This is a genomic window from Vreelandella maris, assembly GCF_013371085.1.
GTDB classification, from domain to species: Bacteria; Pseudomonadota; Gammaproteobacteria; order Pseudomonadales; family Halomonadaceae; genus Vreelandella; species Vreelandella maris.
In genome coordinates, this window is sequence record NZ_JABWCV010000007.1 from 21,936 (window position 1) to 48,141 (window position 26,206).

At 53.3% G+C, this 26,206-nt stretch carries 31 protein-coding genes and 1 other RNA gene; 20 read left to right on the plus strand and 12 right to left on the minus strand.

What is annotated here, in order from left to right; all coding sequences use genetic code 11:
• Positions 1-34: 34 nt before the first annotated feature.
• From HUO07_RS07640 to HUO07_RS07665, 6 genes are all read right to left on the minus strand, one after another.
• On the minus strand, positions 35-1,450 hold the full coding sequence (locus tag HUO07_RS07640; protein WP_176303081.1) for an RNA polymerase factor sigma-54: 1,416 nt from the start codon (positions 1,448-1,450) through the stop codon (positions 35-37).
• Between the two features lie 123 nt (positions 1,451-1,573).
• Positions 1,574-2,323 carry an LPS export ABC transporter ATP-binding protein gene (gene lptB, locus HUO07_RS07645; protein WP_176303082.1) on the minus strand — a complete coding sequence of 250 codons (750 nt, stop codon included), beginning with the start codon at positions 2,321-2,323 and terminating at the stop codon, positions 1,574-1,576.
• An 11-nt stretch (positions 2,324-2,334) separates the two neighbouring features.
• On the minus strand, positions 2,335-2,826 hold the full coding sequence (gene lptA, locus HUO07_RS07650; protein WP_176303083.1) for a lipopolysaccharide transport periplasmic protein LptA: 492 nt from the start codon (positions 2,824-2,826) through the stop codon (positions 2,335-2,337).
• 11 nt (positions 2,827-2,837) lie between these two features.
• The gene (gene lptC / locus HUO07_RS07655; protein WP_176303084.1) at positions 2,838-3,407 is read right to left on the minus strand and encodes an LPS export ABC transporter periplasmic protein LptC; all 570 of its coding nucleotides are present in this window, start codon (positions 3,405-3,407) and stop codon (positions 2,838-2,840) included.
• On the minus strand, positions 3,407-3,949 hold the full coding sequence (locus HUO07_RS07660) for a KdsC family phosphatase (RefSeq protein ID WP_176303085.1): 543 nt from the start codon (positions 3,947-3,949) through the stop codon (positions 3,407-3,409). Before HUO07_RS07660 ends, lptC begins: the two co-directional genes overlap by 1 nt.
• A gap of 63 nt (positions 3,950-4,012) precedes the next feature.
• Positions 4,013-4,999 (minus strand): KpsF/GutQ family sugar-phosphate isomerase, encoded by a 987-nt coding sequence (locus HUO07_RS07665; RefSeq protein ID WP_176303086.1) that lies wholly within the window; start codon positions 4,997-4,999, stop codon positions 4,013-4,015.
• A 317-nt stretch (positions 5,000-5,316) separates the two neighbouring features.
• On the opposite strand from HUO07_RS07665, the gene HUO07_RS07670 reads away from it, so the two are divergent.
• The 9 genes from HUO07_RS07670 (at position 5,317) to hisD (ending at position 12,200) form a co-directional block, all read left to right on the plus strand.
• Positions 5,317-6,138 (plus strand): ABC transporter ATP-binding protein, encoded by an 822-nt coding sequence (locus tag HUO07_RS07670; protein ID WP_101146239.1) that lies wholly within the window; start codon positions 5,317-5,319, stop codon positions 6,136-6,138.
• A 36-nt stretch (positions 6,139-6,174) separates the two neighbouring features.
• On the plus strand, positions 6,175-6,975 hold the full coding sequence (gene mlaE / locus HUO07_RS07675; RefSeq protein ID WP_176303087.1) for a lipid asymmetry maintenance ABC transporter permease subunit MlaE: 801 nt from the start codon (positions 6,175-6,177) through the stop codon (positions 6,973-6,975).
• A 16-nt stretch (positions 6,976-6,991) separates the two neighbouring features.
• The gene (gene mlaD, locus HUO07_RS07680; protein ID WP_176303088.1) at positions 6,992-7,456 is read left to right on the plus strand and encodes an outer membrane lipid asymmetry maintenance protein MlaD; all 465 of its coding nucleotides are present in this window, start codon (positions 6,992-6,994) and stop codon (positions 7,454-7,456) included.
• 74 nt (positions 7,457-7,530) lie between these two features.
• Positions 7,531-8,172 carry an MlaC/ttg2D family ABC transporter substrate-binding protein gene (locus HUO07_RS07685; RefSeq protein WP_246286601.1) on the plus strand — a complete coding sequence of 214 codons (642 nt, stop codon included), beginning with the start codon at positions 7,531-7,533 and terminating at the stop codon, positions 8,170-8,172.
• Positions 8,169-8,507: an STAS domain-containing protein gene (locus tag HUO07_RS07690; protein WP_176303090.1), complete on the plus strand. Its 339-nt coding sequence runs from the start codon at positions 8,169-8,171 to the stop codon at positions 8,505-8,507. The genes HUO07_RS07685 and HUO07_RS07690 overlap by 4 nt, the downstream gene beginning before the upstream one ends.
• 108 nt (positions 8,508-8,615) lie before the next feature.
• A complete protein-coding gene (locus tag HUO07_RS07695) occupies positions 8,616-8,867 on the plus strand; it encodes a BolA family protein (RefSeq protein WP_007114696.1) in 252 nt (83 codons plus the stop codon).
• A 10-nt stretch (positions 8,868-8,877) separates the two neighbouring features.
• Positions 8,878-10,140 (plus strand): UDP-N-acetylglucosamine 1-carboxyvinyltransferase, encoded by a 1,263-nt coding sequence (gene murA / locus HUO07_RS07700; protein ID WP_176303091.1) that lies wholly within the window; start codon positions 8,878-8,880, stop codon positions 10,138-10,140.
• 76 nt (positions 10,141-10,216) lie between these two features.
• Positions 10,217-10,870, plus strand: a complete 654-nt coding sequence (gene hisG / locus HUO07_RS07705) for an ATP phosphoribosyltransferase (RefSeq protein ID WP_035566316.1) — start codon at positions 10,217-10,219, stop codon at positions 10,868-10,870.
• Between the two features lie 13 nt (positions 10,871-10,883).
• Positions 10,884-12,200, plus strand: coding sequence for a histidinol dehydrogenase (gene hisD / locus HUO07_RS07710; protein WP_176303092.1), 1,317 nt, complete (start codon positions 10,884-10,886; stop codon positions 12,198-12,200).
• A gap of 41 nt (positions 12,201-12,241) precedes the next feature.
• Here hisD and HUO07_RS07715 read toward each other — a convergent pair whose 3' ends face one another.
• Positions 12,242-13,507 carry a Do family serine endopeptidase gene (locus tag HUO07_RS07715; RefSeq protein WP_176303093.1) on the minus strand — a complete coding sequence of 422 codons (1,266 nt, stop codon included), beginning with the start codon at positions 13,505-13,507 and terminating at the stop codon, positions 12,242-12,244.
• 129 nt (positions 13,508-13,636) lie between these two features.
• On the opposite strand from HUO07_RS07715, the gene HUO07_RS07720 reads away from it, so the two are divergent.
• Positions 13,637-14,398 carry a Nif3-like dinuclear metal center hexameric protein gene (locus tag HUO07_RS07720; RefSeq protein ID WP_176303094.1) on the plus strand — a complete coding sequence of 254 codons (762 nt, stop codon included), beginning with the start codon at positions 13,637-13,639 and terminating at the stop codon, positions 14,396-14,398.
• 62 nt (positions 14,399-14,460) lie between these two features.
• Here the strand turns inward: HUO07_RS07720 and HUO07_RS07725 are convergent, their stop codons facing one another.
• Positions 14,461-14,919, minus strand: a complete 459-nt coding sequence (locus tag HUO07_RS07725) for a ZapG family protein (protein WP_035587068.1) — start codon at positions 14,917-14,919, stop codon at positions 14,461-14,463.
• Positions 14,920-15,127: 208 nt separating this feature from the next.
• Between HUO07_RS07725 and zapE the strand changes: the two genes are divergently transcribed.
• From zapE to HUO07_RS07765, 8 genes are all read left to right on the plus strand, one after another.
• The gene (zapE, locus tag HUO07_RS07730) at positions 15,128-16,312 is read left to right on the plus strand and encodes a cell division protein ZapE (RefSeq protein ID WP_176303095.1); all 1,185 of its coding nucleotides are present in this window, start codon (positions 15,128-15,130) and stop codon (positions 16,310-16,312) included.
• 185 nt (positions 16,313-16,497) lie between these two features.
• Complete coding sequence (gene rplM / locus HUO07_RS07735; protein WP_008958668.1) at positions 16,498-16,926, plus strand: 50S ribosomal protein L13; 429 nt, start codon at positions 16,498-16,500, stop codon at positions 16,924-16,926.
• Positions 16,927-16,939: 13 nt separating this feature from the next.
• Positions 16,940-17,329 (plus strand): 30S ribosomal protein S9, encoded by a 390-nt coding sequence (rpsI, locus tag HUO07_RS07740; RefSeq protein WP_008958669.1) that lies wholly within the window; start codon positions 16,940-16,942, stop codon positions 17,327-17,329.
• A 209-nt stretch (positions 17,330-17,538) separates the two neighbouring features.
• On the plus strand, positions 17,539-18,138 hold the full coding sequence (gene petA / locus HUO07_RS07745; RefSeq protein ID WP_176303096.1) for a ubiquinol-cytochrome c reductase iron-sulfur subunit: 600 nt from the start codon (positions 17,539-17,541) through the stop codon (positions 18,136-18,138).
• Positions 18,138-19,397, plus strand: a complete 1,260-nt coding sequence (locus tag HUO07_RS07750; protein ID WP_176303097.1) for a cytochrome b — start codon at positions 18,138-18,140, stop codon at positions 19,395-19,397. The genes petA and HUO07_RS07750 overlap by 1 nt, the downstream gene beginning before the upstream one ends.
• Positions 19,397-20,164: a cytochrome c1 gene (locus HUO07_RS07755; RefSeq protein ID WP_008958672.1), complete on the plus strand. Its 768-nt coding sequence runs from the start codon at positions 19,397-19,399 to the stop codon at positions 20,162-20,164. The genes HUO07_RS07750 and HUO07_RS07755 overlap by 1 nt, the downstream gene beginning before the upstream one ends.
• A 149-nt stretch (positions 20,165-20,313) precedes the next feature.
• Positions 20,314-20,940 carry a stringent starvation protein SspA gene (sspA, locus tag HUO07_RS07760; RefSeq protein ID WP_008958673.1) on the plus strand — a complete coding sequence of 209 codons (627 nt, stop codon included), beginning with the start codon at positions 20,314-20,316 and terminating at the stop codon, positions 20,938-20,940.
• Positions 20,941-21,006: 66 nt separating this feature from the next.
• On the plus strand, positions 21,007-21,498 hold the full coding sequence (locus HUO07_RS07765; RefSeq protein WP_176303098.1) for a ClpXP protease specificity-enhancing factor: 492 nt from the start codon (positions 21,007-21,009) through the stop codon (positions 21,496-21,498).
• A 95-nt stretch (positions 21,499-21,593) separates the two neighbouring features.
• On the opposite strand, the gene HUO07_RS07770 is transcribed toward HUO07_RS07765, so the two are convergent.
• From HUO07_RS07770 to HUO07_RS07785, 4 genes are all read right to left on the minus strand, one after another.
• Positions 21,594-22,166 carry a BON domain-containing protein gene (locus tag HUO07_RS07770; RefSeq protein WP_176303099.1) on the minus strand — a complete coding sequence of 191 codons (573 nt, stop codon included), beginning with the start codon at positions 22,164-22,166 and terminating at the stop codon, positions 21,594-21,596.
• Between the two features lie 85 nt (positions 22,167-22,251).
• Complete coding sequence (locus HUO07_RS07775) at positions 22,252-22,842, minus strand: phosphoheptose isomerase (protein WP_008958676.1); 591 nt, start codon at positions 22,840-22,842, stop codon at positions 22,252-22,254.
• A gap of 62 nt (positions 22,843-22,904) precedes the next feature.
• Positions 22,905-23,276 carry a YraN family protein gene (locus HUO07_RS07780; RefSeq protein ID WP_176303100.1) on the minus strand — a complete coding sequence of 124 codons (372 nt, stop codon included), beginning with the start codon at positions 23,274-23,276 and terminating at the stop codon, positions 22,905-22,907.
• A complete protein-coding gene (locus HUO07_RS07785; RefSeq protein WP_176303101.1) occupies positions 23,266-24,771 on the minus strand; it encodes a penicillin-binding protein activator in 1,506 nt (501 codons plus the stop codon). Before HUO07_RS07785 ends, HUO07_RS07780 begins: the two co-directional genes overlap by 11 nt.
• 114 nt (positions 24,772-24,885) lie before the next feature.
• On the opposite strand from HUO07_RS07785, the gene rsmI reads away from it, so the two are divergent.
• Both rsmI and rnpB read left to right on the plus strand, forming a co-directional pair.
• Complete coding sequence (rsmI, locus tag HUO07_RS07790; RefSeq protein WP_176303102.1) at positions 24,886-25,743, plus strand: 16S rRNA (cytidine(1402)-2'-O)-methyltransferase; 858 nt, start codon at positions 24,886-24,888, stop codon at positions 25,741-25,743.
• 32 nt (positions 25,744-25,775) lie between these two features.
• Positions 25,776-26,146, plus strand: an RNA gene (gene rnpB / locus HUO07_RS07795) — RNase P RNA component class A.
• Positions 26,147-26,206: the final 60 nt, after the last annotated feature.

The window sequence follows — 26,206 nt, forward strand, 5'->3', positions numbered from 1 at the left end:
CTTGTCGAGAGTTTCCCTGAAACGTTGTCTAATGCTAGCGCAAACGACGCCGCTCGCTAGAGGAGGGAATGCCCATGGCTTCACGATATTTAGCCACCGTACGACGCGCTACTTGAATTCCCCCTTCTCCTAACAGCGTGACTAAGCGGCTATCAGAAAGCGGCTTGCCTGGCGGCTCCTCTTGAATCAATTTCTTAAGCCGAGCGCGGATAGCGGTGCTTGAATGGCTGTCACCATCCTGGCCGCTGACTTGGCTTGAGAAAAAGTATTTGAGTTCAAATACGCCGCGAGGCGTATGAATAAATTTCTGAGTGGTCACCCTGGAAATAGTCGATTCGTGCATTTCCACGGCCTCGGCGATATCGGCCAATATAAGCGGCTTCATGGCTTCTTCGCCGTGTTCTAAAAAGTCAATTTGCCGGGTAATGATCTCGCGGCCAACGCGCAGTAGCGTATCGTTGCGGCTAGAGAGGCTCTTAATCAGCCAGCGCGCTTCCTGCAAGTGTTCTTTTAAAAACTGATTGTCCTGACTTTTATCCGCACGCTTTATTAAGCTTGCGTAGTCAGGCTGAATGCGCAGTCTTGGCAATGCCTCAGGATTGAGCTCTAAATGCCAGCCTTCGTGGTCATGGCGTACGACCAGGTCGGGTGTTACATAACTATCATCGGTATCGCCATAGGCGCTGCCTGGGCGTGGGTCGAGGCTACGAATGAGGAGAATGACATCAGCCAGCTGGTCATCATCGAGTCCCAGGCGGCGTTTAAGTAAGCGCATGTCATCTTTGCCTAGTGCTTCCAAAAACTGCCGTACCAAGCGGCGGGCAGGAACCAGTAGCGGCGTATCATCGGGAAGAGTGGCCAGCTGCAGCATTAGGCACTCACGCAGGTCGCGGGCGAATATCCCTGTTGGCTCAAATTGCTGAAGCTTAAGCAGAATAGTTTCTACTTCGCGCAGGCTAAGCCCGTCGATACCTTGAGCGCGAAGCCCTTCGCGTATGTCGTTGAGCGGCTGGGTTAAATAGCCATTAGCATCTAGCGCGTCGATTAAACTTTCTGCGACAAGTTGTTCTCGTACGCCAAAATCGGTCATAGCGAGCTGCCACAGCAAGTGCCCATGAAGACTCTGGCCAGCAGCCTGTCGCTCAAAATCAGGTCCTTCGCTGCTGGTGCCGCCGTGACTCCCCATATCTTGGTAGGTATCAGACCAGTCACTATCTACCGAGAGCTCGGTGGGTATGCTCTCTGACCACTCTTCCTCTTTAGGCTCGCTAACAGCCTGTTCACTAAATTCGTCCTCTTGTTCCAGCATGGGGTTGGCATCTAGAGCCTGCTGAATTTCTTGACGTAAGTCCAGCGTTGATAGCTGTAACAGGGCAATGGCCTGCTGCAGCTGAGGTGTCATGGTCAGCTGTGTGCCGATGCGTAGTTGAAGAGAAGCTTTCATGACCATCTGAGAACCACTCGTTAATCAGAATGCTCCACCCTAGTGCGAGTAGGTCTTAGGTGCAAGTGCAATAAGCATGCCATTGGCAGTAAAGTTGTTGTAGAGCGCTAATTAGACGTGAAAAATCAGTTAGAGTCGGAAATCAGCGCCTAGATAAACCTCTCTTACTTTTTGGTTAGTGAGAATCGAGGCTGGAGAGCCGCTAGCGATAATTTGACCATCGCCCACGATGTAGGCGATATCACAAATATCCAGGGTTTCGCGCACGTTGTGGTCGGTGATCAGTACGCCGATGTGGCGCTGCTTTAATGCGCGAATAATGGTTTTGATCTCGCCTACCGAAATGGGGTCTACGCCAGCAAAGGGCTCGTCCAGCAAAATGAAAGCAGGTTCCGTCGCCAGTGAGCGAGCAATCTCCACACGTCTGCGTTCACCACCTGAAAGGCTCATGCCCAGGTTGTCGCGAATATGGGTAATGTGAAAATCTTCCAGTAGCGCTTCCAGGCGTTGCTCGCGGTCACTACGGCTGAGCTCTTTGCGCGTTTCGAGTATCGCCATAATGTTATCGGCAACCGATAATTTACGAAAAATAGACGCTTCTTGCGGAAGGTAGCCGATACCCGCCGCGGCGCGTTCATGCATTGGGGCGCGGGTTAGATCTACATCGTCGATACCCACTTTGCCAGCATCGGATTTCACCAGCCCCACAATCATATAAAATGATGTGGTTTTGCCCGCGCCGTTAGGGCCGAGCAAGCCCACAACACTGCCCTGGGAGATCTCTAAATTGATGTCTTTAACGACTCGGCGTCGCTTATAGCTTTTGGCCAAGTGGTGAGCATATAGGGTTTTGATTGGCGCAGTGTCTGTAGTTGCCAAGGCTTGGCTCCCTATTGTTCGGGCTGAAGCGTCATGCGTATGCGCTGGGTTTCGCTGCCGTCAACGTCAGAGCGCGCCTGAATCACTTCACGGTCAATAAAATACTCAAGGCGACCGCCGGTGAAGGTGTCTTCTTGTTGCGTTAATTCGGCTTGGTCGATTAGCTCAACGCGGCGTTCAGCGACATGATAAATAATGCGCCTTGCCCACCCTTCTGTAGGGCCTTCTTGCCCTTCAGCTTGATGACGTAAGTAGGCGCGCTCACCGGTGGAGGTCGCGCGGGAGAGCTCGCCTGCCTCGTTGCGTTCGATTTCTACTCGCTCGCCACGTAATTGCATTCCGCCTTGGCGAATATCGACATTGCCTGTATAGACAGCGGTCCCCGCTCGCTGGTCAAGGTCTAAGCGGTCGGCTTCGACTTCTATCGGGGCTTGGCTGTTTTGGGCCAGTGCCGAGAGCGGTAACGCAAGGGCAAAAAGGGCGATATATATCAGTGATTTCATGGCAAATCCTGTTAGCGCTGCGTAGCCGGAGGGTGCGTGCCACGCACATTGTCAGTTAAGCGCACTTGGCTTTCGTTAAGCCAGACGTCCATGCGCGACGCGTTCATTTGCTGGGGCGGCTGTTGTAGTACTACCGGTGTTTCACTCCACGCATGCTGGTTTAGCCCGTCATAGTGCAATAATTCAGTATCTAACTGCCAACCTTCATCCGGTGCGATCAGGCGAGCGGAGCCTGACATCAGCAAGACCTGAGTGGACGTGTTAAGCGTGCCTACATCGGCGCTAGCCAGCCACTGGCGGTTTTCGCTGTCGTATAAGATAGCTTCGGGCTCTTCTGTCCAGGTTTCACTACGCTGCGGCGTATGGATCAGGCGTGGGGTTTTAAGCGCCTGTAATACGCTACCATTTTCACCGAAAAGAGTGATCTCTGCGTTTTCCAGCACGTGGCCTGGCTCCTGGGCCTGCGCTTCTGGGTCAATGGCCGTGTCTTGAGGCCCCCGTGGGTCAAGCCACACCAGTAGAGCCCCCAGGGCAACGACCAGCCCGGCTAACCAAACGCGTACCTTTACCTGCTTCACCATTAGGTGCGACCGTGAAGATAAGTGTCTAGCACCGCCCCCCAGTGCCCTTGAGACTCAAGCAGTGTGTCACAGATTTCACGTACTGCGCCGTGCCCACCTAGTCGTTCCGTGGTCCAGTCGGCGTGGGTATGTATGTAATCTGGCGCATTAGGGACGGTAATGCCGACACCGCAACGCTTAATAGCGGCCAGGTCAGGCAGGTCGTCACCACAGTAGGCAACCTGCTCTAACTCTAGATCGAGACGCTGGCAAAGCCCGCGCAGGGTGGCAAGCTTGTCTTCACAGCCTTGATGGACCAGGTCGATGCCCAGTGATGCGGCGCGCTGGCTCACCATGGGAGAGTCGCGGCCCGTCACCAGTGCTACATGTATACCCACTCGCTTGAGAAGCTTCAGCCCATGACCATCCTGAGTATGAAATGCTTTGATTTCGATACCGTCAGCCTGGAAGTAGAGGCGGCCGTCGGTCAGTACGCCGTCAACATCCAACGCTAATAGGCGCACGCGGCGGAGTCGATCAAGTAGCGCATTAGGTAAGGTCATAGAACCTCCTTATCATTAAATTCGTAAAGCGGGTCGGTAATATTGCTGAATGACGCCGCTGTCTTAAATAACGCCGCTGGCAAGCAGGTCATGCATATGTAGCGCCCCGATAGGACGCTGTTGTTCATCAACCACTGCTAGCGCCGTAATGCGGCTCTCTTCCATGATGCGTACCGCTTCCGCCGCCAGGATATCGGGGGCGATGCGCTTGCCCGGCCGGGTCATTACATCGTCAACGATGACATCGCGCAGGTTGTGAAACTGGTCGAGCGTGCGTCGAAGGTCACCGTCAGTGTAGACCCCGGCTAGGCGGCCATCGCTATCTACCACGCAGGTAAAGCCTAGCCCTTGACGGGTAATTTCCAATAACGCGTCGCGCAACGGACTCCCCAGGGGGACTTGGGGCAGGCGCGCACCGTCGTGCATTAGATCTCTAACGCGCAGTAACAAGCGTTTGCCTAAACTGCCGCCAGGGTGGGAGAGGGCAAAATCTTCAGCGGTAAAGCCACGCGCCTCCAGCAGCGCCACAGCCAGGGCGTCGCCCAGAGCGAGCGCTGCCGTTGTGGAGCTGGTGGGGGCCAAGTCGAGCGGGCATGCCTCACGCTCTACGCCGCTGTTCAGGTGCGCATCAGCGTGTTTGGCCAGCGTGGAATCGGGGCGTCCTGTCATACTGACTAGCGGCGTACCCAGGCGTTTAAGCAGCGGTAAGAGCGCAGTGACTTCGGCGGTTTCCCCCGAGTTGGACAACGCCAATACCACATCGGAACGGGTGATCATGCCTAAATCGCCGTGGCTGGCTTCACCAGGATGAACGAAAAAAGCTGGCGTGCCTGTGCTGGCAAGTGTAGCCGCCAATTTGCCAGCGATATGCCCCGATTTTCCCATGCCGGTCACTACCACGCGGCCTTGGCAGGCGAGAATTAGCTCGCAAGCACGGTCAAAATTTTCATCTAGCTTGGCTTGAAGGCCGCCAATGGCTGCCTGCTCAATTTGCAGCGTACGCAATGCACTTTCGCGTAGTAGGCTGGGTGGAGCGAGAGGCTGGCGCATAGCGTTTTCTCTTAATCATTGAACATATAAAAAGTAGTAACCACCAAGAATAACATCTTGGCACCCTTTATAGGCAGTCGTTGAGATAGTAGTTGGAGACGTTAGCCCGGATGCGATTTGACGATAAGGCGGCCTGCTAACGATGCGCTATCAATAAATGGGTAGACCAGCAGAAATGCTCAAGCAGGCCGTCGTGTTTTGTAGCGTTATAGTACAATGTTTGATAATGTTTTAGAAACACTGTTTTATAATCGCGATAGCCGCAAGTAGGGTATGATGGCTAACCCAAGTGCGCCTGGTTAAGAGTCAACTGATCCATGATAGATGCTCCATTTATTGAAATTGAAGACCTCCATTTTTCACGTGGCGATCACGAGATTTTTCGCGGCATAAATATGACGATTCCCCGGGGCAAGGTAACCGCGATTATGGGGCCAAGCGGTACTGGGAAAACCACACTGCTTAAGCTAATCGGCGGCCAATTGACGCCAGAGCGTGGGCGGATAGTGATCGATGGGCAGGATGTTCATCGGCTATCTCGTAAGGCGCTATTTACGTTACGCAAGCGGATGGGGATGCTATTTCAAAGTGGCGCGCTGTTTTCCGATTTAGACGTATTCGAAAACGTTGCTTTTCCGTTACGCGTTCATACTGATTTGCCCGATACCATGGTGCGCGATCTGGTGCTACTGAAGCTGCAGGCGGTAGGGCTGCGCGGCGCGCGCCACTTGACGCCCGCAGAACTGTCGGGAGGCATGGCGCGACGGGTCGCACTGGCTCGTGCCGTGGCGCTGGACCCGGAGTTGATCCTGTATGATGAGCCCTTCGTAGGTCAGGACCCCATCTCTATGGGCGTTTTAGTGCAGCTTATTAAGCGACTTAATCAAGCGCTGCAACTCACCTCTGTGGTCGTGTCTCATGATATTAAAGAGACTCTGAGCATTGCAGATTACCTCTATTTGATTGCTGATGGTCAGGTGGTTGCCCATGGTACGCCGCAAACCTTAGATACGAATCAAGACCCTAGGGTGAGCCAGTTTATTCATGGCGAGCCTGATGGCCCAGTGCCGTTTCACTATCCCGCTGAGGCATTTTATCGCGATATTTTGGGCGAGCCCCCGATGACAAAGACAGGCTAATGGCTTCAATGCAGGGTAAATACAGGGCAGGGACAAATGCAGTCAAAATTTTCTAACGGCACCGCGCGTATTACCCGATTGGGGCGTCGAGGGTGCGATTTAATGGAAGCATTAGGCCGCGCGGGGGTGTTTCTCTTCCAATCCGCTGTCGGTGTGCCATCCCGTGAGGGTTGGCGCTTATGGTTACATCAGATGCATTTTGTCGGCGTGCTTTCACTCGCCATCGTGTTGGTGTCTGGGTTGTTTATCGGCATGGTGCTGGCACTGCAGGGCTATACCATTCTGGTCGATTTCGGCGCTGAGCAGGCGCTTGGGCAGATGGTGGCACTGTCACTGCTGCGTGAGCTTGCGCCTGTGGTGGCCGCGCTGCTGTTTGCTGGCCGTGCGGGCTCGGCATTGACCGCTGAGATTGGCTTGATGAAAGCCACCGAGCAGCTCACCAGTATGGAGATGATCGGTGTTGATCCGCTGCGCCGGGTGGTCGCTCCGCGGCTATGGGCGGGCTTTGTGTCGCTACCCATTCTAACCGTAGGTTTTAGTGTGGTGGGTATCTGGGGGGGCTACTTGGTGGGCGTAGAGTGGTTGGGTGTTTTTGAGGGCTCCTACTGGAGCAACATGCAGGCCAATGTGGCTTTTGTCAGTGATATTGGCAATGGCATGATCAAAAGCGCTGTGTTTGCGCTGGTGGTGACCTGGATTGCTGTCTTTCAAGGCTACGACCTGGTGCCGACCTCAGAAGGCATATCTCGTGCTACTACACGCACGGTAGTGTATTCGTCGCTTGCAGTTCTGGGGCTTGATTTTGTGTTGACTGCCGTCATGTTTGGCGGCCTTTAATGGGTGGAGCAGTTTCATGAGACGCAGTAAAACCATGGAGTTCGGTGTTGGCCTGTTTATGATTGCTGGCATTTTGGGACTTGTATTCCTCGGCTTGCGTGTTAGTGGGCTGACACTCTCCGCGCCCGCTCAGTCGTTTCAGTTGGAGGCCAATTTTGCCAATATTGGCAGCTTAAAACCTCGCGCTCGGGTCACTATGGCGGGAGTGACGGTGGGGCAGGTTGAATCTATTGAGTTGGATACACAGTGGTTTGATGCACGGGTGGTGCTAAGCCTTGATAGCGAGTTGGAAGGCCAGCTCTCCAGAGACACGATAGCGTCTATTCTTACTGCCGGCTTGTTAGGCGAACAGTACATCGGCCTTAGCGTAGGCGGTGACCCTGAGGCGCTAAAGGAGGGTGATACGATTCGTGATACCCAGTCGGCGTTGGTGCTGGAAGAACTTATCCAGCAATTTGTGTCCAACATGGCAAGTAATTAATGTCGCAACTAATGAGGCACGAACCCAGTGCATTAACGGGTCGGGAGATAATGATTATGAAGGGAGTAAACGGGATGGTAAGTCGTTGGTTGCTGGTGGGTATGATCTTGGTGGGGTTGGTGGCGCCGCTACAGGCCTTAGCACAGAGCCAGTCCCCTGAAACATTGGTTCGCGATAATGTTGAATCGCTAATGGAAGACCTTGAGGGGCGTAAAGATTACTACGCTAATAACCTGGGGGAGCTTGAGGCCTTAGTAGATAAAAATCTCGACCAAGTGGCAGATTTTCGCTATATCGGTGCCAGTGTGATGGGTAACTATTTCCGCAACGCCACCCCAGAGCAGCGCAGCCGTTTTGCCGATGTGTTTCGTCAAACGTTGATTGATACTTATACCCGTGGACTGGTGACATTTGATTATGACGAGCTGCGAGTGCTGGATGCCCAGCAAGCACAGCGCTATGACGACCAAGCCAGTGTCGCGATGGAAGTGGTAGCTAATAACGGGCAAGTATATCCCGTGAGTTATAGCTTAAGGCTTTCAAACGGCGAGTGGCGGGTGGTCAATGTGATCGTAAATGGCATTAACCTGGGCTTAACATTCCGCAATCAGTTCGACCAAGCCATGCGCGATAATAATCGCGATTATGATGCTGTCATCGACGGCTGGTCGCCTGAGGTGGGTGTTGAAGAGCTTGAGCAGGGAGGCGATGCGTGACAACGCTTTTTTCACGCCCCGGTGTCACGGTGGATGCTGAAGACGCTACCTTGCAGGTAGTCGGTGATGTGGATGTGGCGTTGGCGGCCGATTTGGCCGCCAGCGGCGTTACGTGGCTCAAGCAAGCCGAGTTAACGTCACTAACACTTGATTTCAGCCGCGTTGAAAAAGCCAGCAGTGCTGCCATCAGCGTGCTGTTTGAATGGTTGCGCACGTGTCGGCAGCGCGAAATCCAGGTTCAGACTATCCGCTTTTCAGCCCCTCTACGCCGACTTGCCTCATTAGCCGAACTGGATGCATTGATTGATCATCCATCAGCGACCTTGGCTGTTTAAAGCTAGGCCATTTAAAACTACGCCATCGCCAAGCGCGCTGCTTTTCTTTATTATGTCGCCCCAATTACGTTTATTAATATTGACGACCCCAAAGGAGTTTTTTGCGCCATGCAACCCAACGAGGTAAAAGCACTGCTTGAATCCCGTATTGACGGATGTCAGTTCCATATTCAGGGTGAAGGCTGTAATTTTCAGGTGATTGCGGTTGGTGATGCCTTTGAAGGTCTCTCTCCGGTCAAGCGTCAGCAGCTCGTCTATGCTGCTCTCAGTGATGAGATCGCCTCTGGCGCGCTCCACGCCATTAGTATCAAAACGTTTACTCCGGCGCAGTGGCAAACTGCACCGGAAAACGTCCAGTAACGGTCGCTTCATGGATAAATTAATCATTACCGGCAATGGTTCGGTAGACGGTGAAGTGTGGGTGAGCGGTGCCAAAAATGCAGCGTTACCCATCCTGTGTGCCAGCCTGTTGGCCGACGGCCCCGTAGTGATTGGTAATTTGCCTCACCTGCAGGATATTACCACCACCTTAGAGCTGCTGGGTCGTATGGGTGTTGAGCCGGTAATGGGTGAGAAGCTGAGTATCCAGTTAGATGGTTCTCAGGTGACCCAATGCCATGCACCTTATGAGCTGGTTAAGAAGATGCGTGCTTCCATCCTGGTGTTAGGGCCACTGCTTGCCCACTTCGGTAAAGCCGATGTGTCGCTGCCCGGTGGCTGCGCGATTGGTTCGCGCCCGGTGGATTTGCACATCCGTGGTTTAGAGGCCATGGGGGCTGAGATTCGTGTTGAAGCGGGCTACATCCGTGCGCGGGTCGATGGCCGCTTGAAAGGCGCGACGATTTACTTTGATACCGTGACAGTAACCGGTACCGAAAACCTGTTGATGGCGGCGACGTTGGCCGATGGCAAAACCGTTCTGGAGAACGCTGCCCGCGAGCCAGAAATCGTCGACTTGGCAGAGTGTTTGATCAAGATGGGCGCTAAAATCAGCGGCCAAGGTACTGACACCATTACCATTGAGGGCGTTGAGAAGCTTCACGGCTGCGAACATGATGTCATGCCCGACCGTATTGAAACGGGCACGTTTCTGGTAGCTGCTGCCATGACTGGCGGGCGAGTGAAGGTAAAGCGTACCCGGGCGGATATTCTGGATGCGGTCATCGCCAAGCTGGAAGAGGCAGGCGCTGAGATTACCAGCGGTGACGATTGGATTGCTTTGGATATGCACGGCAAACGCCCCAAGGCGGTGAATATACGCACGGCGCCTTATCCAGCGTTCCCCACTGATATGCAGGCTCAGTTCGTGGCTATGAATGCGGTGGCTGTGGGTCATTCACGGGTAGTCGAGACCATTTTTGAAAACCGCTTTATGCATGTTCAAGAGCTTAACCGCATGGGCGCCAATATTGTGCTGGAAGGTAATACCGCTTTGATTGAAGGGGTTGAGAAGCTATCCGGCGCGCCTGTCATGGCGACCGATCTACGCGCTTCCGCTTCGCTGGTGATTGCAGCGATGATGGCCGAAGGGGAGACCCTGGTCGATCGTATTTATCACATTGACCGTGGCTACGAGTGCATCGAAGAAAAATTGCAGTTCCTGGGCGCGCGCATTCGCCGTATTCCTGGCTAAACTATGCGACCAAACTCGCTTGCTACTAATTCTGCATGCTATCGGCGGTGCATGCTATTAACCACTGGCCTAAACGATGAGTAAGCAACTGATTTTAGCCCTCTCGAAGGGCCGCATTCTGGAAGAGACGCTGCCACTGCTGGCCGATGCGGGTATCACGCCCGCCGAGGATCTGAGCAAAAGCCGTAAGCTGCTGTTTGACACCAACTTGCCAGACGTCAAGCTGGTGATTATCCGCGCAACCGACGTGCCCACCTACGTTCAGTTGGGAGCCGCGGATGTGGGTATCGCTGGGAAAGATGTACTGCTTGAGCACGGCGCTGAAGGGCTTTACGAGCCGCTGGATTTGGAGATTGCCCGCTGTAAGTTGATGACAGCCGGTGTCACAGGGCAGTTGCCAGCGCGCGCCCGGCGTCGGGTGGCCACCAAGTTTGTGAATGTGGCCCGCCGTTACTACGCCGAGCAGGGCATCCAGGCCGAAGTGATCAAGCTTTATGGCGCCATGGAGCTTGCGCCCCTGATGAACCTAGCGGACGAAATTGTCGATATCGTTGATACCGGCAATACACTACGGGCGAATGGTATGGAGCCGCGTGAGCTAATCGCCCATATCAGCACCCGACTAGTGGTGAATAAGGCAGCCATGACCATGAAGCATGAGCGCATTAAGCCGTTACTGGCCCGCCTAGACAGCGCGGTCAAAAAGCGTCAGGCACAGCTTGCCGAATGACATGAGGTGACCCATGAGCGAACAACGTAATACCACCATTTCACGCCTGTCGACAAGCGATGCAGACTTTAACCATCAGCTTGATGCGCTGTTAGATTGGGAAGGGGTGTCAGACAAAGCAGTTCAGGCACGCGTAGAAGAAATTCTTGCCAGTGTTAAAAAGCGAGGTGACGCCGCAGTAATTGAAGCTACCAACCGTTTTGATCGGCTTTCTGTTAGCTCAATGGACGAATTGCAACTCACGCCTGAGCAGTTGAAGAAGGCGTTTGATCACCTGCCTTCTGAGCAGCGTGAAGCGCTTTCCAGTGCTGCCGAGCGCATTAAGCAGTACCACGAGCGCCAAAAGCCCAGCTCCTGGCAATACGAAGAGGCTGACGGCACGGTGCTGGGGCAGAAAGTCTCCCCACTGGATCGCGCCGGTATCTATGTGCCGGGTGGAAAGGCGGCCTACCCCTCTTCGGTGCTGATGAATGCGATTCCTGCCCATGTGGCCGGTGTCCGTGAAATTGTCATGGTAGTGCCTACGCCGGATGGCGTGCTCAATGAGTTGGTATTGGCTGCGGCTCACTTGGCTGGGGTCGATTATGTATTCACCATCGGTGGGGCTCAGGCGGTGGCTGCGCTTGCTTATGGCACAGAAACGGTGCCTCGCGTCGACAAGATAGTTGGCCCAGGCAATATTTATGTGGCCACGGCTAAGCGCGCGGTGTTTGGGCAGGTGGGTATTGATATGATTGCCGGCCCTTCAGAAATCATGGTGGTGTCCGATGGGCTGACTGATCCTGATTGGTTGGCGATGGATCTGTTCTCCCAGGCTGAACACGACGAAGACGCGCAGGCGATCTTGGTAAGCTGGGATAAGGCGCACTTAGCTGCCGTTGAGGCTGCGATTGAGCGTCTGCTGCCGACACTAGAGCGCGAAGAGATTGTGCGGGAATCGCTACGCCGGCGTGGGGCGTTAGTGCTTTGTCAGGACACCCAAGAAGCGATTACGCTGATTAACCGGATTGCCCCTGAACATCTGGAGCTTTCGGTCGCTGAGCCAGACACTTGGTTGGACGATATCCGTCACGCCGGGGCGATCTTTATGGGGCGCTACACTGCTGAAGCGCTGGGAGATTATTGCGCGGGGCCCAATCACGTGCTGCCTACCTCTGGAACGGCACGTTTCTCGTCACCGCTAGGTGTCTACGATTTCCAGAAGCGTTCTTCAATTATTCACTGCTCGGCAGGCGGTGCATCTGAGCTGGGCAAAATTGCCTCGGTATTGGCGCGAGGCGAGTCATTGACCGCCCACGCCCGTTCAGCTGAGTACCGTATTCGCGATTGAGGCCCACCAAGTATCGTGCCAACGCGTTCAAGCTGTTACCGCTATGAGTCGCGTTGGCCGGGCACTTCTTCATTAATCGGAATCGCGGGAAGCGGGCGTTCCCCTACTTCCAATGTCATTTCCATGCGCTCGCCGCTGCGCACAATGGTTAGAGGCAGCGACGTGCCGGGGGGGATTGAGGCGATTTCGCTCATCGTGGAGCGAGCATCCAGAATGGGCTCTCCGTCCACGGCGAGTAGTACATCGCCAGGCTCTAGACCTGCTTGCGCAGCCGGACCACCGCTGACGACACCGGCAACAATGACGCCTTGAGGTGTTTGCAGCCCAAAGGAGGCCGCGAGTTCGCGTGATAGCGCTTGTGCCTCTATACCCAGCCAGCCACGAATCACACGTCCTTGAGTAACCAGTTCATCTAGGATGCTGTGGGCAAGGTTGGCGGGGATCGCAAAGCCAATACCCTGGGAACCCCCTGAGCGTGAGAAAATGGCGGTATTAATACCCACCATGGCACCGTCAGGGTTGACCAGCGCGCCGCCAGAATTACCTGGATTGATCGCAGCATCTGTCTGAATAAAATCTTCATAGGCGTTGAGCCCTAGGTGATTACGTCCCGTGGCGCTAATAATGCCCATGGTGACGGTCTGGCCCACCCCAAAAGGGTTACCAATGGCTAGCGCTACGTCGCCCACTGCTACGTCGGCAGAATCGGTCAGTTCAATAACCGGCAAGTCGTCCAAATTAATGCGCAGCACGGCTAAATCACTTTCAGGGTCGGTGCCAATCACTTCGGCCAACGTTTCGCGCCCATCACGTAACGCCACCTGAATTTCGTCGGCGCCATTGATAACGTGGTGATTGGTTAATACGTAGCCGTCTTCACTCACAATAACCCCAGAGCCTAGGCTGGAAAGCATCCGCTGGTGAGTCGTCGCATCGTCGCCCTGGCTATCAAAAAATTGCTGGAAGAAGGGGTCCGACATCAGTGGGTGCTGATCGCGTTCCACAATACGTGATGAATAAATGTTAACCACGGCCGGCGCTGCTTGTTCGACTGCTCGTGAATAGCTCACCGGGCCCTTATTGCGGGATAGAGGTGCAGCCTGGTGTATTTCTGGAGCTGGGCGATTAGGGTTGGGTTCCACTGCCGCTGGGACCGTAGAGATCACCGGGGCCGGAGATTGAGGCGCCTGTGGCGGTGAATCACGAAATGGGTTGGGAAGTTGCTCGGGGAGCGCAAACAGGATCACCACAGCGAGCAGTACGCCAGTAACAACAGGCCATAGGTAAGGCAGCACATAGCGTCGCATGTAATAAATTCCTTAACGAGTCAGTCTCACTGTTCGCGATAAAAAGCAGCGAGTTTTACAATGGTTTAATGGTAACACTTTCTTAGCAAGTTCCTCACGGGTGCATTTAAATCAATAAAAGGACGCAATATGATTCATCGTGACCAATTAGTGGCAGCCTGTGACCATCAGCTGCGGGCTGCTCAGTTTAAAGATTATACGATTAATGGTTTGCAGGTAGCGGGTAGTGAGCACGTTAAACGCGTTATAACGGGAGTGACAGCCTGTCAGGCTTTGCTGGATGAAGCCGTTGCTTGGCAGGCGGATTTGGTGTTGGTGCATCATGGCTATTTCTGGAAAAACGAGCCCGTTGCGATCACCGGCATGAAGCAGAAGCGGATTAAAACACTGCTTGATAACGATATCAGCCTGCTGGCGTACCACCTACCGTTGGATGCTCACGCCGAAATGGGCAATAACGCCGAATTGGCTAGGCGTCTAGGCTGGAAAGTGGAGGGGTGTATTGATGGCGGGCTAGGAGAAGGGCTTTTATGGTCAGGACGTTTAGCGCAGCCACTTTCTGTACAGGATCTCGCAGTGCAAATTGCGCACACCCTTCAGCGTGAGCCTTTGGTCATTGAAGCCCCGCAGGTGGGCGATATTGAGCGCATTGCCTGGTGCACCGGTGGGGCGCAAGACATGATTACGGCAGCCTTTGAGGCGGGGGCGCAGGCCTTCGTATCGGGTGAAATATCCGAGCGAACTACCCACTTGGCGCGCGAAATGGGGATCCATTATATCGCCGCTGGCCATCACGCTACAGAGCGTTATGGAATCCAGGCCATGGGTGAGTGGTTAAGCGATGAGTATGATGTTGAGCATCGCTTTGTGGATATTGATAATCCTGCTTAACACATTAAGCGCCCCGAAAGATCGTTGACGAGAATCGGGGCAGCTTATTGACGTTTGGTTACTTAATAGCGGGGCGGTTGAGGCGTTGCCACCTCGTTACTTTTCAAGCCAAAGTCCTCAGATAACGTTCCGCCTTTACCGTCGGCGTAGTCGCGCGGGGTAGCGGGAGCCGCTGTATCAGCCTGTGCCTGCTGTTCAGAGGTAGAATTGATGCCAGAAAGATCAAGGCTTGGCTGAATCGCCGCATCGCGAATGTCCCATTCCTCAGCATCCTCTTTTAGCTGAAGTTCTAGTTGGTTGGCTTCATCGCGAATATTGCTGAGCCGCTGATAGATCCCGGTCAAATGGCTGCCCACGCTGTTCTTCATTTCAGCGATTTGATGTTCGCGTTCGAGTAGCTTTTGACGCATGGAAGCAGCCTCACGCTGGCTTTTGCTGAAGAGGCGGTAACTGCCCAATCCAACGATTAAGCCGACGATAAAACCGATAATGGCAAAGGTTAATGGTGAGCTTGCGTCCACAGTGTTCTCCCTGGCGCCTTGAATATAACCGCAGACTGCATTAGCCAGCAGCTTTTGAATTAAACAGGCTGCCATTATAGGCGTCAGTCTGCCGGTTGGGTCAATCCACTCATGCGCTTAGACGTCTCTACGGGTATAATCACAGCCTTTCTTAGGGTTGCCAGTCGTTGTGCTGGCTACTGCCTTACATGCTGAGGGAGGCGATTGCATGTCATCAACATCTGCGGATAGGGCAATGTCTAAAACACGCCCAGCATCGCCTATTGAGCGCTACCGCGCGGATTTAGAGCGTGAGGATTTTCAATATGATGCGGCGCAGGAATCAGCAGTAAAACATTTGCAGCGGCTTTATGATGAGCTTGTAGCTGCACCGACGACCGTGCCGAAGACCTTGGTTGCCCATAAGGGCTTGAAAGCCAAAATGGCCGGCTTAATGGGTAAAAAATCTTCCTCTGCCGATAAACCGGTCTTGCCTCAGGTAAAAGGGCTCTATTTTTGGGGAGGGGTAGGACGTGGCAAAACCTATTTAGTTGACACGTTTTACGAATCCCTTCCTTTTCCTGACAAAATGCGTACCCATTTCCATCGCTTTATGCAGCGCGTCCATAACGAGCTGACACACTACAAGGGTGAAAAAAATCCCCTCACGCTAATTGCGGGTAAATTTGCCACTGAGGTGCGTGTGATTTGCTTTGATGAATTTTTTGTCAAAGATATTACCGATGCCATGATACTTGCCAACCTGCTGGAGGCGCTTTTTGAGCGCGGGGTGGTGCTAGTGGCAACCTCAAATATCGTGCCTGATGACCTGTATAAAGAGGGTCTGCAGCGGGCCCGTTTTCTGCCTGCCATTGAGCTTGTCAACCGGCATTGCAGCGTGGTGAACGTCGATTCAGGCGTTGATTATCGTCTGCGCGCACTTGAGCGGGCTGCTATTTTTCACTCACCGCTGGAAGAAGCGGCTGAGCATGAACTTTCGCGTAGCTTTCGTGAAATAGCGGGGCAGGCGGGCGAAGTAGATGCGTCGCTAGAAATTAACCATCGTGTGCTCAAAGCCCGCCGTTTGCATGATGATATTGCTTGGTTTGAATTTCTTGAGTTGTGTGACGGTCCGCGTAGTCAAAATGACTATATTGAGCTGGCCCGTGAGTTTCACACCGTGTTGGTCTCCAATGTAATGCGAATGGATGCCAAAAAAGACGATCAGGCGCGACGTTTCATCAATATGGTCGATGAATTTTATGATCGCGGTGTGAAGCTGCTAATGTCGGCAGAAGTGCCGATTGAGCAACTTTACAGCGATGGCAAGCTGACGTTTGAGTTCCAGCGTACGCTTTCCCGGCTACAGGAAATGCAGTCAAAAGAATACTTGGCGTTGGCGCATAAACCCTAGAAGGCAAAGAGTCTATCGGGCAAGTAAAAAAGTCACGATACGGCTTAACTTGTCGCTGTCCTTACTGTAGAATGCCGCCTCGCTACATGTTGCTTGCGTAAGCTGGCAACCAAAAAGAATAGGGATGGTGCTTCGCCGTATAGCGGTGTGAGTCACCCAATACATTTAATCTGGTGATTTTATCCATGAAGACGTTCAGTGCTAAGCCGCAGTCCGTCCAGCGCGACTGGTATGTTGTCGACGCTAAGGACAAAACGCTCGGTCGCCTGGCAACCGAGATTGCTCGTCGCCTACGCGGCAAGCATAAGCCCGAATTTACCCCTCACGTTGATACTGGCGACTACATCGTTGTTATCAACGCAGAGAAAGTCCATGTGACCGGCAACAAGGCGAAGGCTAAAACCTACTACCGCCACACTGGTTACCCGGGCGGTCTGCGCTCTATGACATTCGACAAGATGCTTGATCATGCGCCTGAGCGCATCATTGAGTCTGCCGTTAAAGGCATGTTGCCGAAAGGTCCTTTGGGTCGCGCCATGTACACTAAGTTAAAAGTGTACGCCGGTGCCGAGCATCCGCATGCTGCCCAACAGCCGCTTGAACTAGACATCTGAGGAAATCTTCGCCATGACACAGCAGTATTACGGTACCGGGCGCCGCAAGACTTCCACCGCTCGCGTGTTTATGAAGCCAGGCTCTGGCAAAATTACTGTCAATAACCAAGACCTAGACCTTTACTTTGGTCGCGTTACTGGTCGTATGGTTGTTCGTCAGCCGCTTGAGTTGACCGAAACGCTAAGTCAGTTTGACATCTTCGTGACTGTCGCTGGCGGCGGTGGTTCATCTCAAGCAGGTGCTATTCGTCACGGCATTACACGTGCCCTGATGAACTACAATGAAGACCTGCGTCCTTCGCTACGTGCCGCTGGCTACGTAACGCGTGATGCACGTCAAGTTGAACGTAAGAAAGTCGGCCTGCGCAAAGCACGTCGTCGTCCGCAGTTCTCTAAGCGTTAATTCTTTACGCTATGCGGCAAAACGCCCAGGTCATCGACCTGGGCGTTTTTTATTGAAATATCATAAAATTATATTGCTCGTACCACTATGGTCACGGGCGGTTGTTCTTGTGCATAGCGCTTTGTTTTTTTACCATAGAGCGTATTTGATATTCGTCGCCGCAAGACGCCTTTGCGGCGAAGCGGGTAAGCTGATGGGAGAAACCTGAAATGGCAGATAACGGCGTAAACAAAGGCCGACGCCGTTTCCTCGTAGGCGCCACCTCCGTTGTGGGTGCGGTAGGTGCTGTCGGGGTTGCGGTACCCTTTGTGGCTTCTTGGCAGCCTAGTGCCAGGGCAAGAGCAGCGGGTGCTCCTGTTCAAGCGGATATATCGAGGCTTGAACCAGGACAGCGTATGACCGTTGAGTGGCGTGGTCGTCCTATATGGATTATCAATCGTACACCAGAGATGATTGAGCGCACTGAATCGCTGGGTAGTGACCAGTTAGCTGATCCTGATTCGGAAGTGCCGCAACAACCCCCGTACATCGATGGTGGGTTGCGGTCGATTCGACCTGAGATTGGGGTGCTGATTGGTATCTGTACGCACTTAGGTTGCTCGCCACTTTTTCGCCCTGAGCCTGATGCAGAGGGCGTAGGCGTCGATAATTGGCCGGGTGGTTTCTTCTGTCCTTGCCATGGTTCTCGCTTTGACTTAGCTGGTCGTGTGTTCAGTAACGTTCCTGCGCCGACTAACCTCGAGGTTCCACCCTACCGCTTTGAGAATGACGACATCATTGTCATCGGCGAAGATGAGGAGAGTGCCTAATGGGTAACCCGAATAAAGCCAAAGCGGAAAAGGGCGTCATGCGGTGGGTAGATGATCGCTTTCCTGCGACTCAAATGTGGCAAGAGCATCTATCTAAATATTACGCGCCAAAAAACTTCAACTTCTGGTACTTCTTTGGCTCGTTAGCGCTGCTGGCGCTAGTTAACCAAATCCTAACCGGGGTTTGGCTGACGATGAGCTTTAATCCCTCGGCTGAAGGTGCGTTCGATTCTGTCGAATACATCATGCGAGATGTGGAGTGGGGCTGGTTGATTCGCTATATGCACACCACCGGCGCCTCTGCTTTCTTCCTCGTTGTTTACCTGCATATGTTCCGTGGCCTGTTATACGGTTCTTACAAAGCCCCCCGCGAGTTAGTGTGGGTCTTTGGCATGACGATTTACCTGGTGCTAATGGCGGAAGCCTTTATGGGCTACCTGCTTCCTTGGGGCCAAATGTCCTATTGGGGCGCGCAGGTTATCATTTCGCTATTCTCTGCCATTCCCGCTATTGGCCCTGATTTAGCGCAGTGGGTGCGCGGTGACTTCCTGATCTCAGGGATTACCCTTAACCGTTTCTTTGCGCTGCACGTGGTGGCCCTGCCCATCGTTATTTTGGCGCTTGTAGTGCTGCATATCATTGCCCTGCATGAAGTCGGTTCAAATAACCCCGACGGTATTGATATCAAGCAGAAGAAGGATGAGGCCGGTGTTCCGTTGGACGGGATTCCTTTCCATCCCTACTACACGGTTAAAGACTTGGTAGGTGTTGCGGTATTCCTGTTTGTTTTCTGTGTGGTGGTGTTCTACTTCCCAGAAGGCGGAGGTTACTTCATTGAACGGCCTAACTTTGATCAGGCTAACCCACTGCAAACACCTGATCACATTGCGCCCGTTTGGTACATGACGCCGTTCTACGCCATTCTTCGCGCTATAACTTTCTCGGTGTTTGGCTTAGACGCTAAGTTCCTGGGCGTTATCTTTATGGGCGCGGCGATAGCAATATTGTTTGTTCTGCCCTGGCTGGATCGTAGTCCGGTGCGCTCTATGCGTTATAAAGGCTGGATGTCGAAAGTGATGTTGCTGCTGTTTGCCATCAGCTTCGTTATTCTCGGTATTTTAGGTGTGTTGCCATCAACGACAGGGCGAACCATTCTGGCGCAAACATGCACCGTGATTTATTTCGCCTTCTTTGTCTTGATGCCTGTCTACACCAAGCTTGAGAAGACTAAACCCGTTCCAGAAAGGGTGACTGGCTAATGAAAAAGCATCTATTAGGACTCCTTTTCGCCTTAGTGCCAGTAACCGCGATGGCTGCAGGAGGCGCAAGTGTGCCTCATTCGATGGAGCCTGATCTTCACGATCAAGCCTCGCTGCAAAACGGCATGAAGCTCTACGTTAACTACTGCATGGGTTGCCACTCGCTTCAGTACCAGCGTTTTGCCCGTGCGGCTGACGACTTGGGGATGCCTCAGGATCTGGTGGAAGAGAATCTGATTTTCTCACCTGAGTTGGCCTATAACGACCAAATGCACATTGCTATGGACAGTGGCGATGCAGAGGGTTGGTTTGGTGCGCCGCCGCCTGATCTATCGCTGAAAACACGTGTGCGAGGAACCGATTGGATCTACTCCTATCTGCTCGGTTTTTATAAAGATCCCAGCCGTCCAACCGGCGTCAACAACACGGTATTCGATTTGGTAGCAATGCCTAACGTGTTGGAGCCTCTGCAGGGCGTGCAAGAGCTGGTGTGCGCTGAAACGGATCATCCGGTAGAAGGGCAAGAGCCGGATGCGCTATCAGGTAAGTATCAGTCTTGTGACGTGCTGCAAGTCACAGAGCCTGGTGAACTCGAACCTGCTGAGTTTGAGGAAGCGGTGTATGATCTTACTAACTTCCTGGCTTATGTAGGCGAGCCCTCCAAGCTCCAGGCCCAAGCACTGGCGCCTAAGGTACTGATCTTTATTTTCATTTTTGGTGTGATTGCTTACCTGCTCAAGCGTGAGTATTGGCGAGATATCCACTAATTAGTAGTAGCTGATCGTCAGTAGGGCGCACGGCGTGAGCTGTGCGCCTTTTTCTTGTCAGCATGACAATAAAGCAAAGCAAGCTAGCTTCCCCTAAGGGTGTGCTGGCGTGTTATTATCCAAGATTGTTTTGAAGTGAGGATGCTTTCATGGGTGTTGTGGCCAAGCGGTCGTCGATGATCTTTTACTCAGGTGGTGATGATCATTTCAGTCATCGTGTGCGCATTGTGCTGGCCGAGAAGGGGGTCGCCGTTGATATCGTCGATGTTCTCGACGAAAAACCACCAGAAGAGCTGGCAGACCTCAATCCGTACAACAGTGTACCGACACTGTTAGATCGTGACCTTGTGCTTTATGAGTCAAAAGTCATGATGGAGTATCTGGATGAGCGTTTCCCGCATCCGCCGTTATTGCCTGTTTACCCAGTGGCTCGGGCGCAAAGTCGTCTATGGATGCACCGCATTGAGCGTGAGTGGTGTCCAATGGTTGATCAGATTCGCAGCGGTGGAAAGAAAGAAGCGGATAAAGCGCGTAAAGAGCTACGCGAAAGCTTAATTGGTATATCGCCAATTTTTGAAGATATGCCGTATTTCATGAGCGAAGAGTTTACGCTAGTGGATTGCTGTTTAGCGCCTGTGTTGTGGCGTTTGCCGGATCTCAATATTGAACTGCCTGAAAAGCAGGTTAAGCCGTTGCTGGCATATATGTCACGTGTATTTGAGCGTGAAGCGTTTAAGGCATCTTTAAGTGAGCGTGAAAAAGAGATGCGCGCTTGAATTCATTCGGCTTCCGTTCGCTTGTTAGAGGCAGGGAGCCTTACTTGTAAGGAGGAGGGAGTCTAGATGAAATCGAGTCGCCCCTATCTCGCCAGAGCGCTTTATGAGTGGCTGCTGGATAATGAGCTAACGCCTTATCTAGTGGTGGATGCTACTTTGCCAGGCGTCGAGGTGCCTCGCCAGTTTGTTCAGAATGGTCAGATCGTTTTGAACGTGGCACCTACCGCCGTGCGCGATCTTTTTATGGAGAATCAGGCAATAGGCTTTAATGCCCGCTTTGGTGGGCAGCCGATGCAGGTGATGATTCCGACGCCGGCTTTAATTGCTATCTATGCCCGGGAAAATGGCGCTGGAATGGTTTTTGGCCATGAGCCTGAGCTGGGTGAAGACGCCGAATCTTTTGGGGATATTGAAGACGACGAGAAAGCCTCTGGTAAGCCTGAGCTTTCGGTCACTGAGCCAGTTCATGATGAGCATGGCGATCCCAAAACTTCAGCCGAAACCTCTGATAAAGCTTCTAGCACTAAGAAAAAACCAACACTGCGGGTTGTTAAATAACGCTAGTTAAATAACACCTGTGGTATGTATTAAAAAGCCTCGCTTTTATCAAGCGAGGCTTTTTTATGCGAGCTGAAAATGAAAGGGCGTACAGATTAGTCGAGGTAGTCAAACACCTTGACGATTCGTTGTACGCCGCCAACTGCGGAGGCGGCATTGACGATGCGGTCGGCTTCTGCACGCGTCACGCTGCCCATCAGGTAAACGCTGGCGTTTTCTGTAGTCACTTTTAGTTTAGAAGAATCGATGTGGTCATTAGTTGCCAGGTGGCTAATAACGTTGGTGGTTAGCCATGTGTCCGTCAGGCGCTGGCTAGCCGGTAGGCGAGCGGCAATGGTGAGTTCGTTATGAACTTCATTGACACCACGTAAGCTGCTGGTGACTTCGCCCGCCATCGCGCGTAACTCTTCACTAGGCACTTGTCCCACCAATAGCACCACGCCGTTATAGGCATGGGCGCGGATACGGGCGTCGCCGAGTCGCGCATCGGCACGCTCAAGTGCGTCGTCAACTTCACGCTCTATGGTGGCATCAATGGCTTCAACGTCGTCGCTACGTTGGGCATAGTTTGACTGATTGGAAGCGGAGTTATTGGCACAGCCGCTGATAAACATTACCGCGCAAAGCGCAGCAGCGATAAAACCGCGAGAGAAGAGGTGCTGAGGCATCGGTATGACTCCTTGGTGCTAGCTAGCTGTCAAAAATTAATCAAAGTCCGTTTATATTAACGCTATAAACAAGGACTGCGGGTGTTTAAGCGCTGCCAAACAGTTGTTCGTCGATAAGGTCGCATAGGCAGTGAATGACCAAAAGATGAACCTCTTGGATGCGCGCCGTCGAGGTGGCAGGAACGCGGATTTCACAATCATCCTGGCCTAGCAGCGAGGCCATATCACCGCCATCGCGACCGGTAAGGGCGACGACGGTCATATCACGATCATGCGCTGCCTGAATAGCTTGCACAATATTGCCTGAATTGCCGCTAGTTGAGATAGCCAGCAGCACGTCACCCGGTTGGCCCAGTGCGCGGATCTGCTTTGAAAATACCTCATTATAGCTATAGTCGTTAGCGATAGACGTTAGCGTGGATGTGTCGGTGGTGAGCGCTAACGCAGGTAGGCTTGGCCGTTCACGTTCGAAACGGTTGAGCAGTTCAGAGGAGAAGTGCTGGCTGTCGCCTGCACTGCCGCCATTGCCGCAGCTAAGTATTTTTCCTTCGCTAACAAGGCACTGCACCATCATTTGGCTTGCCACTTCAATAAAGGGCGGAAGCACTTCGCTGGCATACGTTTTAGTGTCGATGCTGGCGTTAAAGTGGCCGAGTATCCGAGATTGAAAGTCCATCAGGGCTTCCTGGTTAAATTAAAGTGTAAAGACCGTTTTAAAGACAGTTAATTTAAAAACAGTCAAAAGGCATCAAAAGCAGCTTTCACCCAGTGAAAATCAAGATCGGGGGACTTGCCGGTAATCGCCAGGATATCAAAGCGGCATGGCGATGAAAGTCCACCGCGAGCGATATATAACCTAGCTGCACGAACCAATCGCTGCTGTTTCTGGTGGGTGACCGTTTCTAGAGGATGTCCATAGCGCGTCGTCGTGCGATGTTTAACTTCGACAAAGACGAGAATATCGCCATCTCGCATTACCAAGTCAAGCTCACCCCCTTTCACGTGATGATTTTGCGTGACGAGGGTGAGTCCCTGTTGGCGCAGCCATTGAGCAGCTATCTGCTCAATAGCTGCGCCGCGGGCACGAGCGGTATGGGCGTTATTCGTCACTGACGTTACGGTTAGGGATCAAAATAGGCGATGGAACACCGTTTTGGAATTTTGCCCAAGGCAGCTCACGGTAAATGCGGCCGTCGTCGTTTAAGTAAAGCATGCCGGTACTGCCGTTCAAGCCGTTGAGCTCGTTAAGATTCGAGAAGCGAAGCGCCAGCTCGTAAGCATCAACACCCATGGCCATTAGCCGGAACATAGACGCATCCGATTCATCGCGTAGGCTCTGATAGGTGGATGCAAAAGGAAGCGCTTCTTCACCACCAACCGCAGCATCGGGAATTTGCCAGGGGATATCCATAAACATGACATCGTTTAAATCTTGATCAAGGCGCGTTTGCAGGCGGCCTTCATGTAAATGTGATGTGGCATAAATTGGCAGATCAGGGGCGTAATAATAGTCCATGGTGGGCGGCACTTGGCGCGCATATTCAGGTAACGCGAGTAGGAAAAGTGCGTCAATATTGCTTAGGCGGGCGCGTTCGCCGCTGACATTGAGAGCGGTTTGTACTGCACTAGAGACTGAACTATCAGGGTTGTAGCGTACGGCATTGGCAACTTCACCGCCTTGGCTGTGCCACTCATTCCAAAAGGCTTCACCTACGCGGCGCCCCCAATCGTTATCAGGCACCATCATGGACATTTGGCGGTGACCATCCTGCCACGCACGGCGAGCCGCTTGGCGTGCTTCATCTTCAGCGGAGAGGCCGTACTGGAATAGCCGCTGTGCTTGGTTGTTATCGCCACTGCCATAGTTAAGCGCCAGCGTAGGAAGGGGAACACTATCGCGTTGCTCTAGCTGGGTGACTTGGCTTTTATCTAATGGGCCAATCATTAGCTGCGCATTCATTTGCTGTGCGCGGTCATAGAGCTCATCAAGTGAGTAGCGCGACGCGTCGAGAAAGCTGAGTTCGGTATTACCCCCTTTTACATCATGGTGCTGACGCATGGCGGTGGCGATGGTGTTAGCGACGCTACTAAGCGGGCCGGATTCGGGTAGTGCCACCACGATACGGCGTATTGCCTGACCTTCAAGCTCAGGCAGCGCGACCGTTACCGCGCCAGGTTGGCCAAGCGCTTCACGAGCCCAGCGCTGACGCTCTGCAAGCCGCTCTTGCTGGCTAGCCTGCATTGGCAGTTCGTCGTCGAGTACTTGTGTGGCGCGTAACACGGCGCGTGGTTCGTCCAGTGCGCGGGCAAGTTCGGAAAATAGCAACGCCCAGCGCACACGGTCAGGCTCTGATAGCAGGCTTTCATCGATTCCGTCGGCGGCTTCAAAGGCTCTTTTGCGCTCGCCTTGCCTCGCCAGAATGTTGGCTGCTTCCAAGCGCGTTTTTGCTGCTTGTTCGGGTGCCTGCTGTTCCGCTTGGTTGAGTAATTGACCTGGGTCTTCAACAGGCACGCGGTCTACCACGCTTGGTGACTGCATCGCACAGCCAGCAACGAGAAATGCCACAAGGGCAGCGGCGAGTAAGCCACGTAATGACTGTTTCATGTATCCTTCCTTAAGTTTCCATTTGCGCTGTCGCTGCTTGCCAGCGTTTGCCGAGGCTACGGCACAAGCATAGCGCACCGATAGAGCAAGCCATCAACGAATTGAGAGTCAACAATGCCAGACCATAATCCGGGTACATTGTACGTGGTTGCCACGCCAATTGGGAATTTGGACGACTTAACCGCACGTGCCGCTCGGGTATTAGGGCAAGTCGCGCGGGTTGCAGCTGAAGATACCCGCCATAGCGGCCGCCTGTTGGCGCACTTAGGCTTGAATAAGCCGATGGTCTCCTTACACGAACACAATGAAGCGCGTCGTGTGGATACCTTGGATAGCTATCTCGCCGCAGGAGAAGATATTGCCTTAATCAGCGATGCAGGAACACCGTTGATTAGCGATCCAGGTTTTGTGTTGGTTCGTGAGTTGCGGGCGCGAAACCGCCATATCGTGCCGATTCCTGGCCCCTGTGCGCTGATCACCGCGCTTTCTGGAGCGGGTCTGCCCACCGACCGGTTTGTATTTGCTGGCTTTTTGCCCGCTAAGCCGGGCGCTCGACGCCAAGCGCTAGCGGGTTGGAAAACCCGTGAAGAGACGTTGGTGTTTTACGAGTCGCCTCACCGTATTGTGCACACCCTTGAGGCGCTGCAGGAGCAAATGGCCGGGCGAGATGTGGTATTGGCGCGTGAGCTAACCAAAACTTTTGAGACATTTTTGCACGGAACGCCTGAGAGTTTGCTTGAGCAGTTGGCGGCTGACCCTAATCAAGCCCGTGGAGAATTTGTCATTATTGTGGCGGGTGCTCCGCCGGTTGAGCAGAGTGAACACCAGGATATATCCGCGGACGCCTTGCTAGAGGCGCTGCTGGCAGAGGGCGTGGGCGTTAAGCAGGGCGCTGCCATTGCCGCGCGAATGCTCGGTGGCCGCAAGCAAGTTTGGTATGCTCGTTTGCAAGCAATTAAAGGCGAGCATTGAGGCAAGTCGAGGGCGCTGGTATGCTTGCCGCCGGAGTTGGCCAGACAGTCGCCGCTAATACCCCTTAAAAGGTGTTGGGGGAGGAAAGTCCGGGCTCCATAGGGCAGAGTGCCAGGTAACGCCTGGGCGGTGTGAGCCGACGGAAAGTGCAGCAGAGAGTAGACCGCCTAAGCCCCAGAAATAAACCGCTGGGGCCGGTAAGGGTGAAAGGGTGCGGTAAGAGCGCACCGCGCGCCTGGTAACAGTGCGTGGCATGGTAAACCCCACTCGGAGCAAGACCAAATAGGGACCCAATGGCGTGGCCCGCGCTGGGTCCGGGTAGGTTGCTTGAGCGCTGTGGTAACGCAGCGCCTAGAGGAATGGCTGTCCACGACAGAACCCGGCTTATCGGCCGACTCCCCCATTTCCACATCAGGGCGTGCATGCACGCTCTTTATTACGTTGTCTCTAACATCTTGTGTGA

Bases quoted from the DNA above. Each gene is read 5' to 3' on its own strand.
- hisD (WP_176303092.1), top strand. From the start codon at position 10,884: ATGAGCGAACAACGTAATACCACCATTTCACGCCTGTCGACAAGCGAT.
- HUO07_RS07750 (WP_176303097.1), top strand. From the start codon at position 18,138: ATGGGTAACCCGAATAAAGCCAAAGCGGAAAAGGGCGTCATGCGGTGG.
- hisG (WP_035566316.1), top strand. From the start codon at position 10,217: ATGAGTAAGCAACTGATTTTAGCCCTCTCGAAGGGCCGCATTCTGGAA.
- mlaE (WP_176303087.1), top strand. From the start codon at position 6,175: ATGCAGTCAAAATTTTCTAACGGCACCGCGCGTATTACCCGATTGGGG.
- HUO07_RS07670 (WP_101146239.1), top strand. From the start codon at position 5,317: ATGATAGATGCTCCATTTATTGAAATTGAAGACCTCCATTTTTCACGT.
- petA (WP_176303096.1), top strand. From the start codon at position 17,539: ATGGCAGATAACGGCGTAAACAAAGGCCGACGCCGTTTCCTCGTAGGC.
- HUO07_RS07695 (WP_007114696.1), top strand. From the start codon at position 8,616: ATGCAACCCAACGAGGTAAAAGCACTGCTTGAATCCCGTATTGACGGA.
- rpsI (WP_008958669.1), top strand. From the start codon at position 16,940: ATGACACAGCAGTATTACGGTACCGGGCGCCGCAAGACTTCCACCGCT.
- lptA (WP_176303083.1), bottom strand. From the start codon at position 2,826: ATGAAATCACTGATATATATCGCCCTTTTTGCCCTTGCGTTACCGCTC.
- HUO07_RS07755 (WP_008958672.1), top strand. From the start codon at position 19,397: ATGAAAAAGCATCTATTAGGACTCCTTTTCGCCTTAGTGCCAGTAACC.
- zapE (WP_176303095.1), top strand. From the start codon at position 15,128: ATGTCATCAACATCTGCGGATAGGGCAATGTCTAAAACACGCCCAGCA.
- lptC (WP_176303084.1), bottom strand. From the start codon at position 3,407: ATGGTGAAGCAGGTAAAGGTACGCGTTTGGTTAGCCGGGCTGGTCGTT.
- murA (WP_176303091.1), top strand. From the start codon at position 8,878: ATGGATAAATTAATCATTACCGGCAATGGTTCGGTAGACGGTGAAGTG.
- rsmI (WP_176303102.1), top strand. From the start codon at position 24,886: ATGCCAGACCATAATCCGGGTACATTGTACGTGGTTGCCACGCCAATT.
- mlaD (WP_176303088.1), top strand. From the start codon at position 6,992: ATGAGACGCAGTAAAACCATGGAGTTCGGTGTTGGCCTGTTTATGATT.
- HUO07_RS07715 (WP_176303093.1), bottom strand. From the start codon at position 13,507: ATGCGACGCTATGTGCTGCCTTACCTATGGCCTGTTGTTACTGGCGTA.
- HUO07_RS07665 (WP_176303086.1), bottom strand. From the start codon at position 4,999: ATGCGCCAGCCTCTCGCTCCACCCAGCCTACTACGCGAAAGTGCATTG.
- HUO07_RS07785 (WP_176303101.1), bottom strand. From the start codon at position 24,771: ATGAAACAGTCATTACGTGGCTTACTCGCCGCTGCCCTTGTGGCATTT.
- rplM (WP_008958668.1), top strand. From the start codon at position 16,498: ATGAAGACGTTCAGTGCTAAGCCGCAGTCCGTCCAGCGCGACTGGTAT.
- HUO07_RS07775 (WP_008958676.1), bottom strand. From the start codon at position 22,842: ATGGACTTTCAATCTCGGATACTCGGCCACTTTAACGCCAGCATCGAC.
- HUO07_RS07765 (WP_176303098.1), top strand. From the start codon at position 21,007: ATGAAATCGAGTCGCCCCTATCTCGCCAGAGCGCTTTATGAGTGGCTG.
- HUO07_RS07720 (WP_176303094.1), top strand. From the start codon at position 13,637: ATGATTCATCGTGACCAATTAGTGGCAGCCTGTGACCATCAGCTGCGG.
- HUO07_RS07640 (WP_176303081.1), bottom strand. From the start codon at position 1,450: ATGGTCATGAAAGCTTCTCTTCAACTACGCATCGGCACACAGCTGACC.
- HUO07_RS07770 (WP_176303099.1), bottom strand. From the start codon at position 22,166: ATGCCTCAGCACCTCTTCTCTCGCGGTTTTATCGCTGCTGCGCTTTGC.
- HUO07_RS07660 (WP_176303085.1), bottom strand. From the start codon at position 3,949: ATGACCTTACCTAATGCGCTACTTGATCGACTCCGCCGCGTGCGCCTA.
- sspA (WP_008958673.1), top strand. From the start codon at position 20,314: ATGGGTGTTGTGGCCAAGCGGTCGTCGATGATCTTTTACTCAGGTGGT.
- HUO07_RS07685 (WP_246286601.1), top strand. From the start codon at position 7,531: ATGGTAAGTCGTTGGTTGCTGGTGGGTATGATCTTGGTGGGGTTGGTG.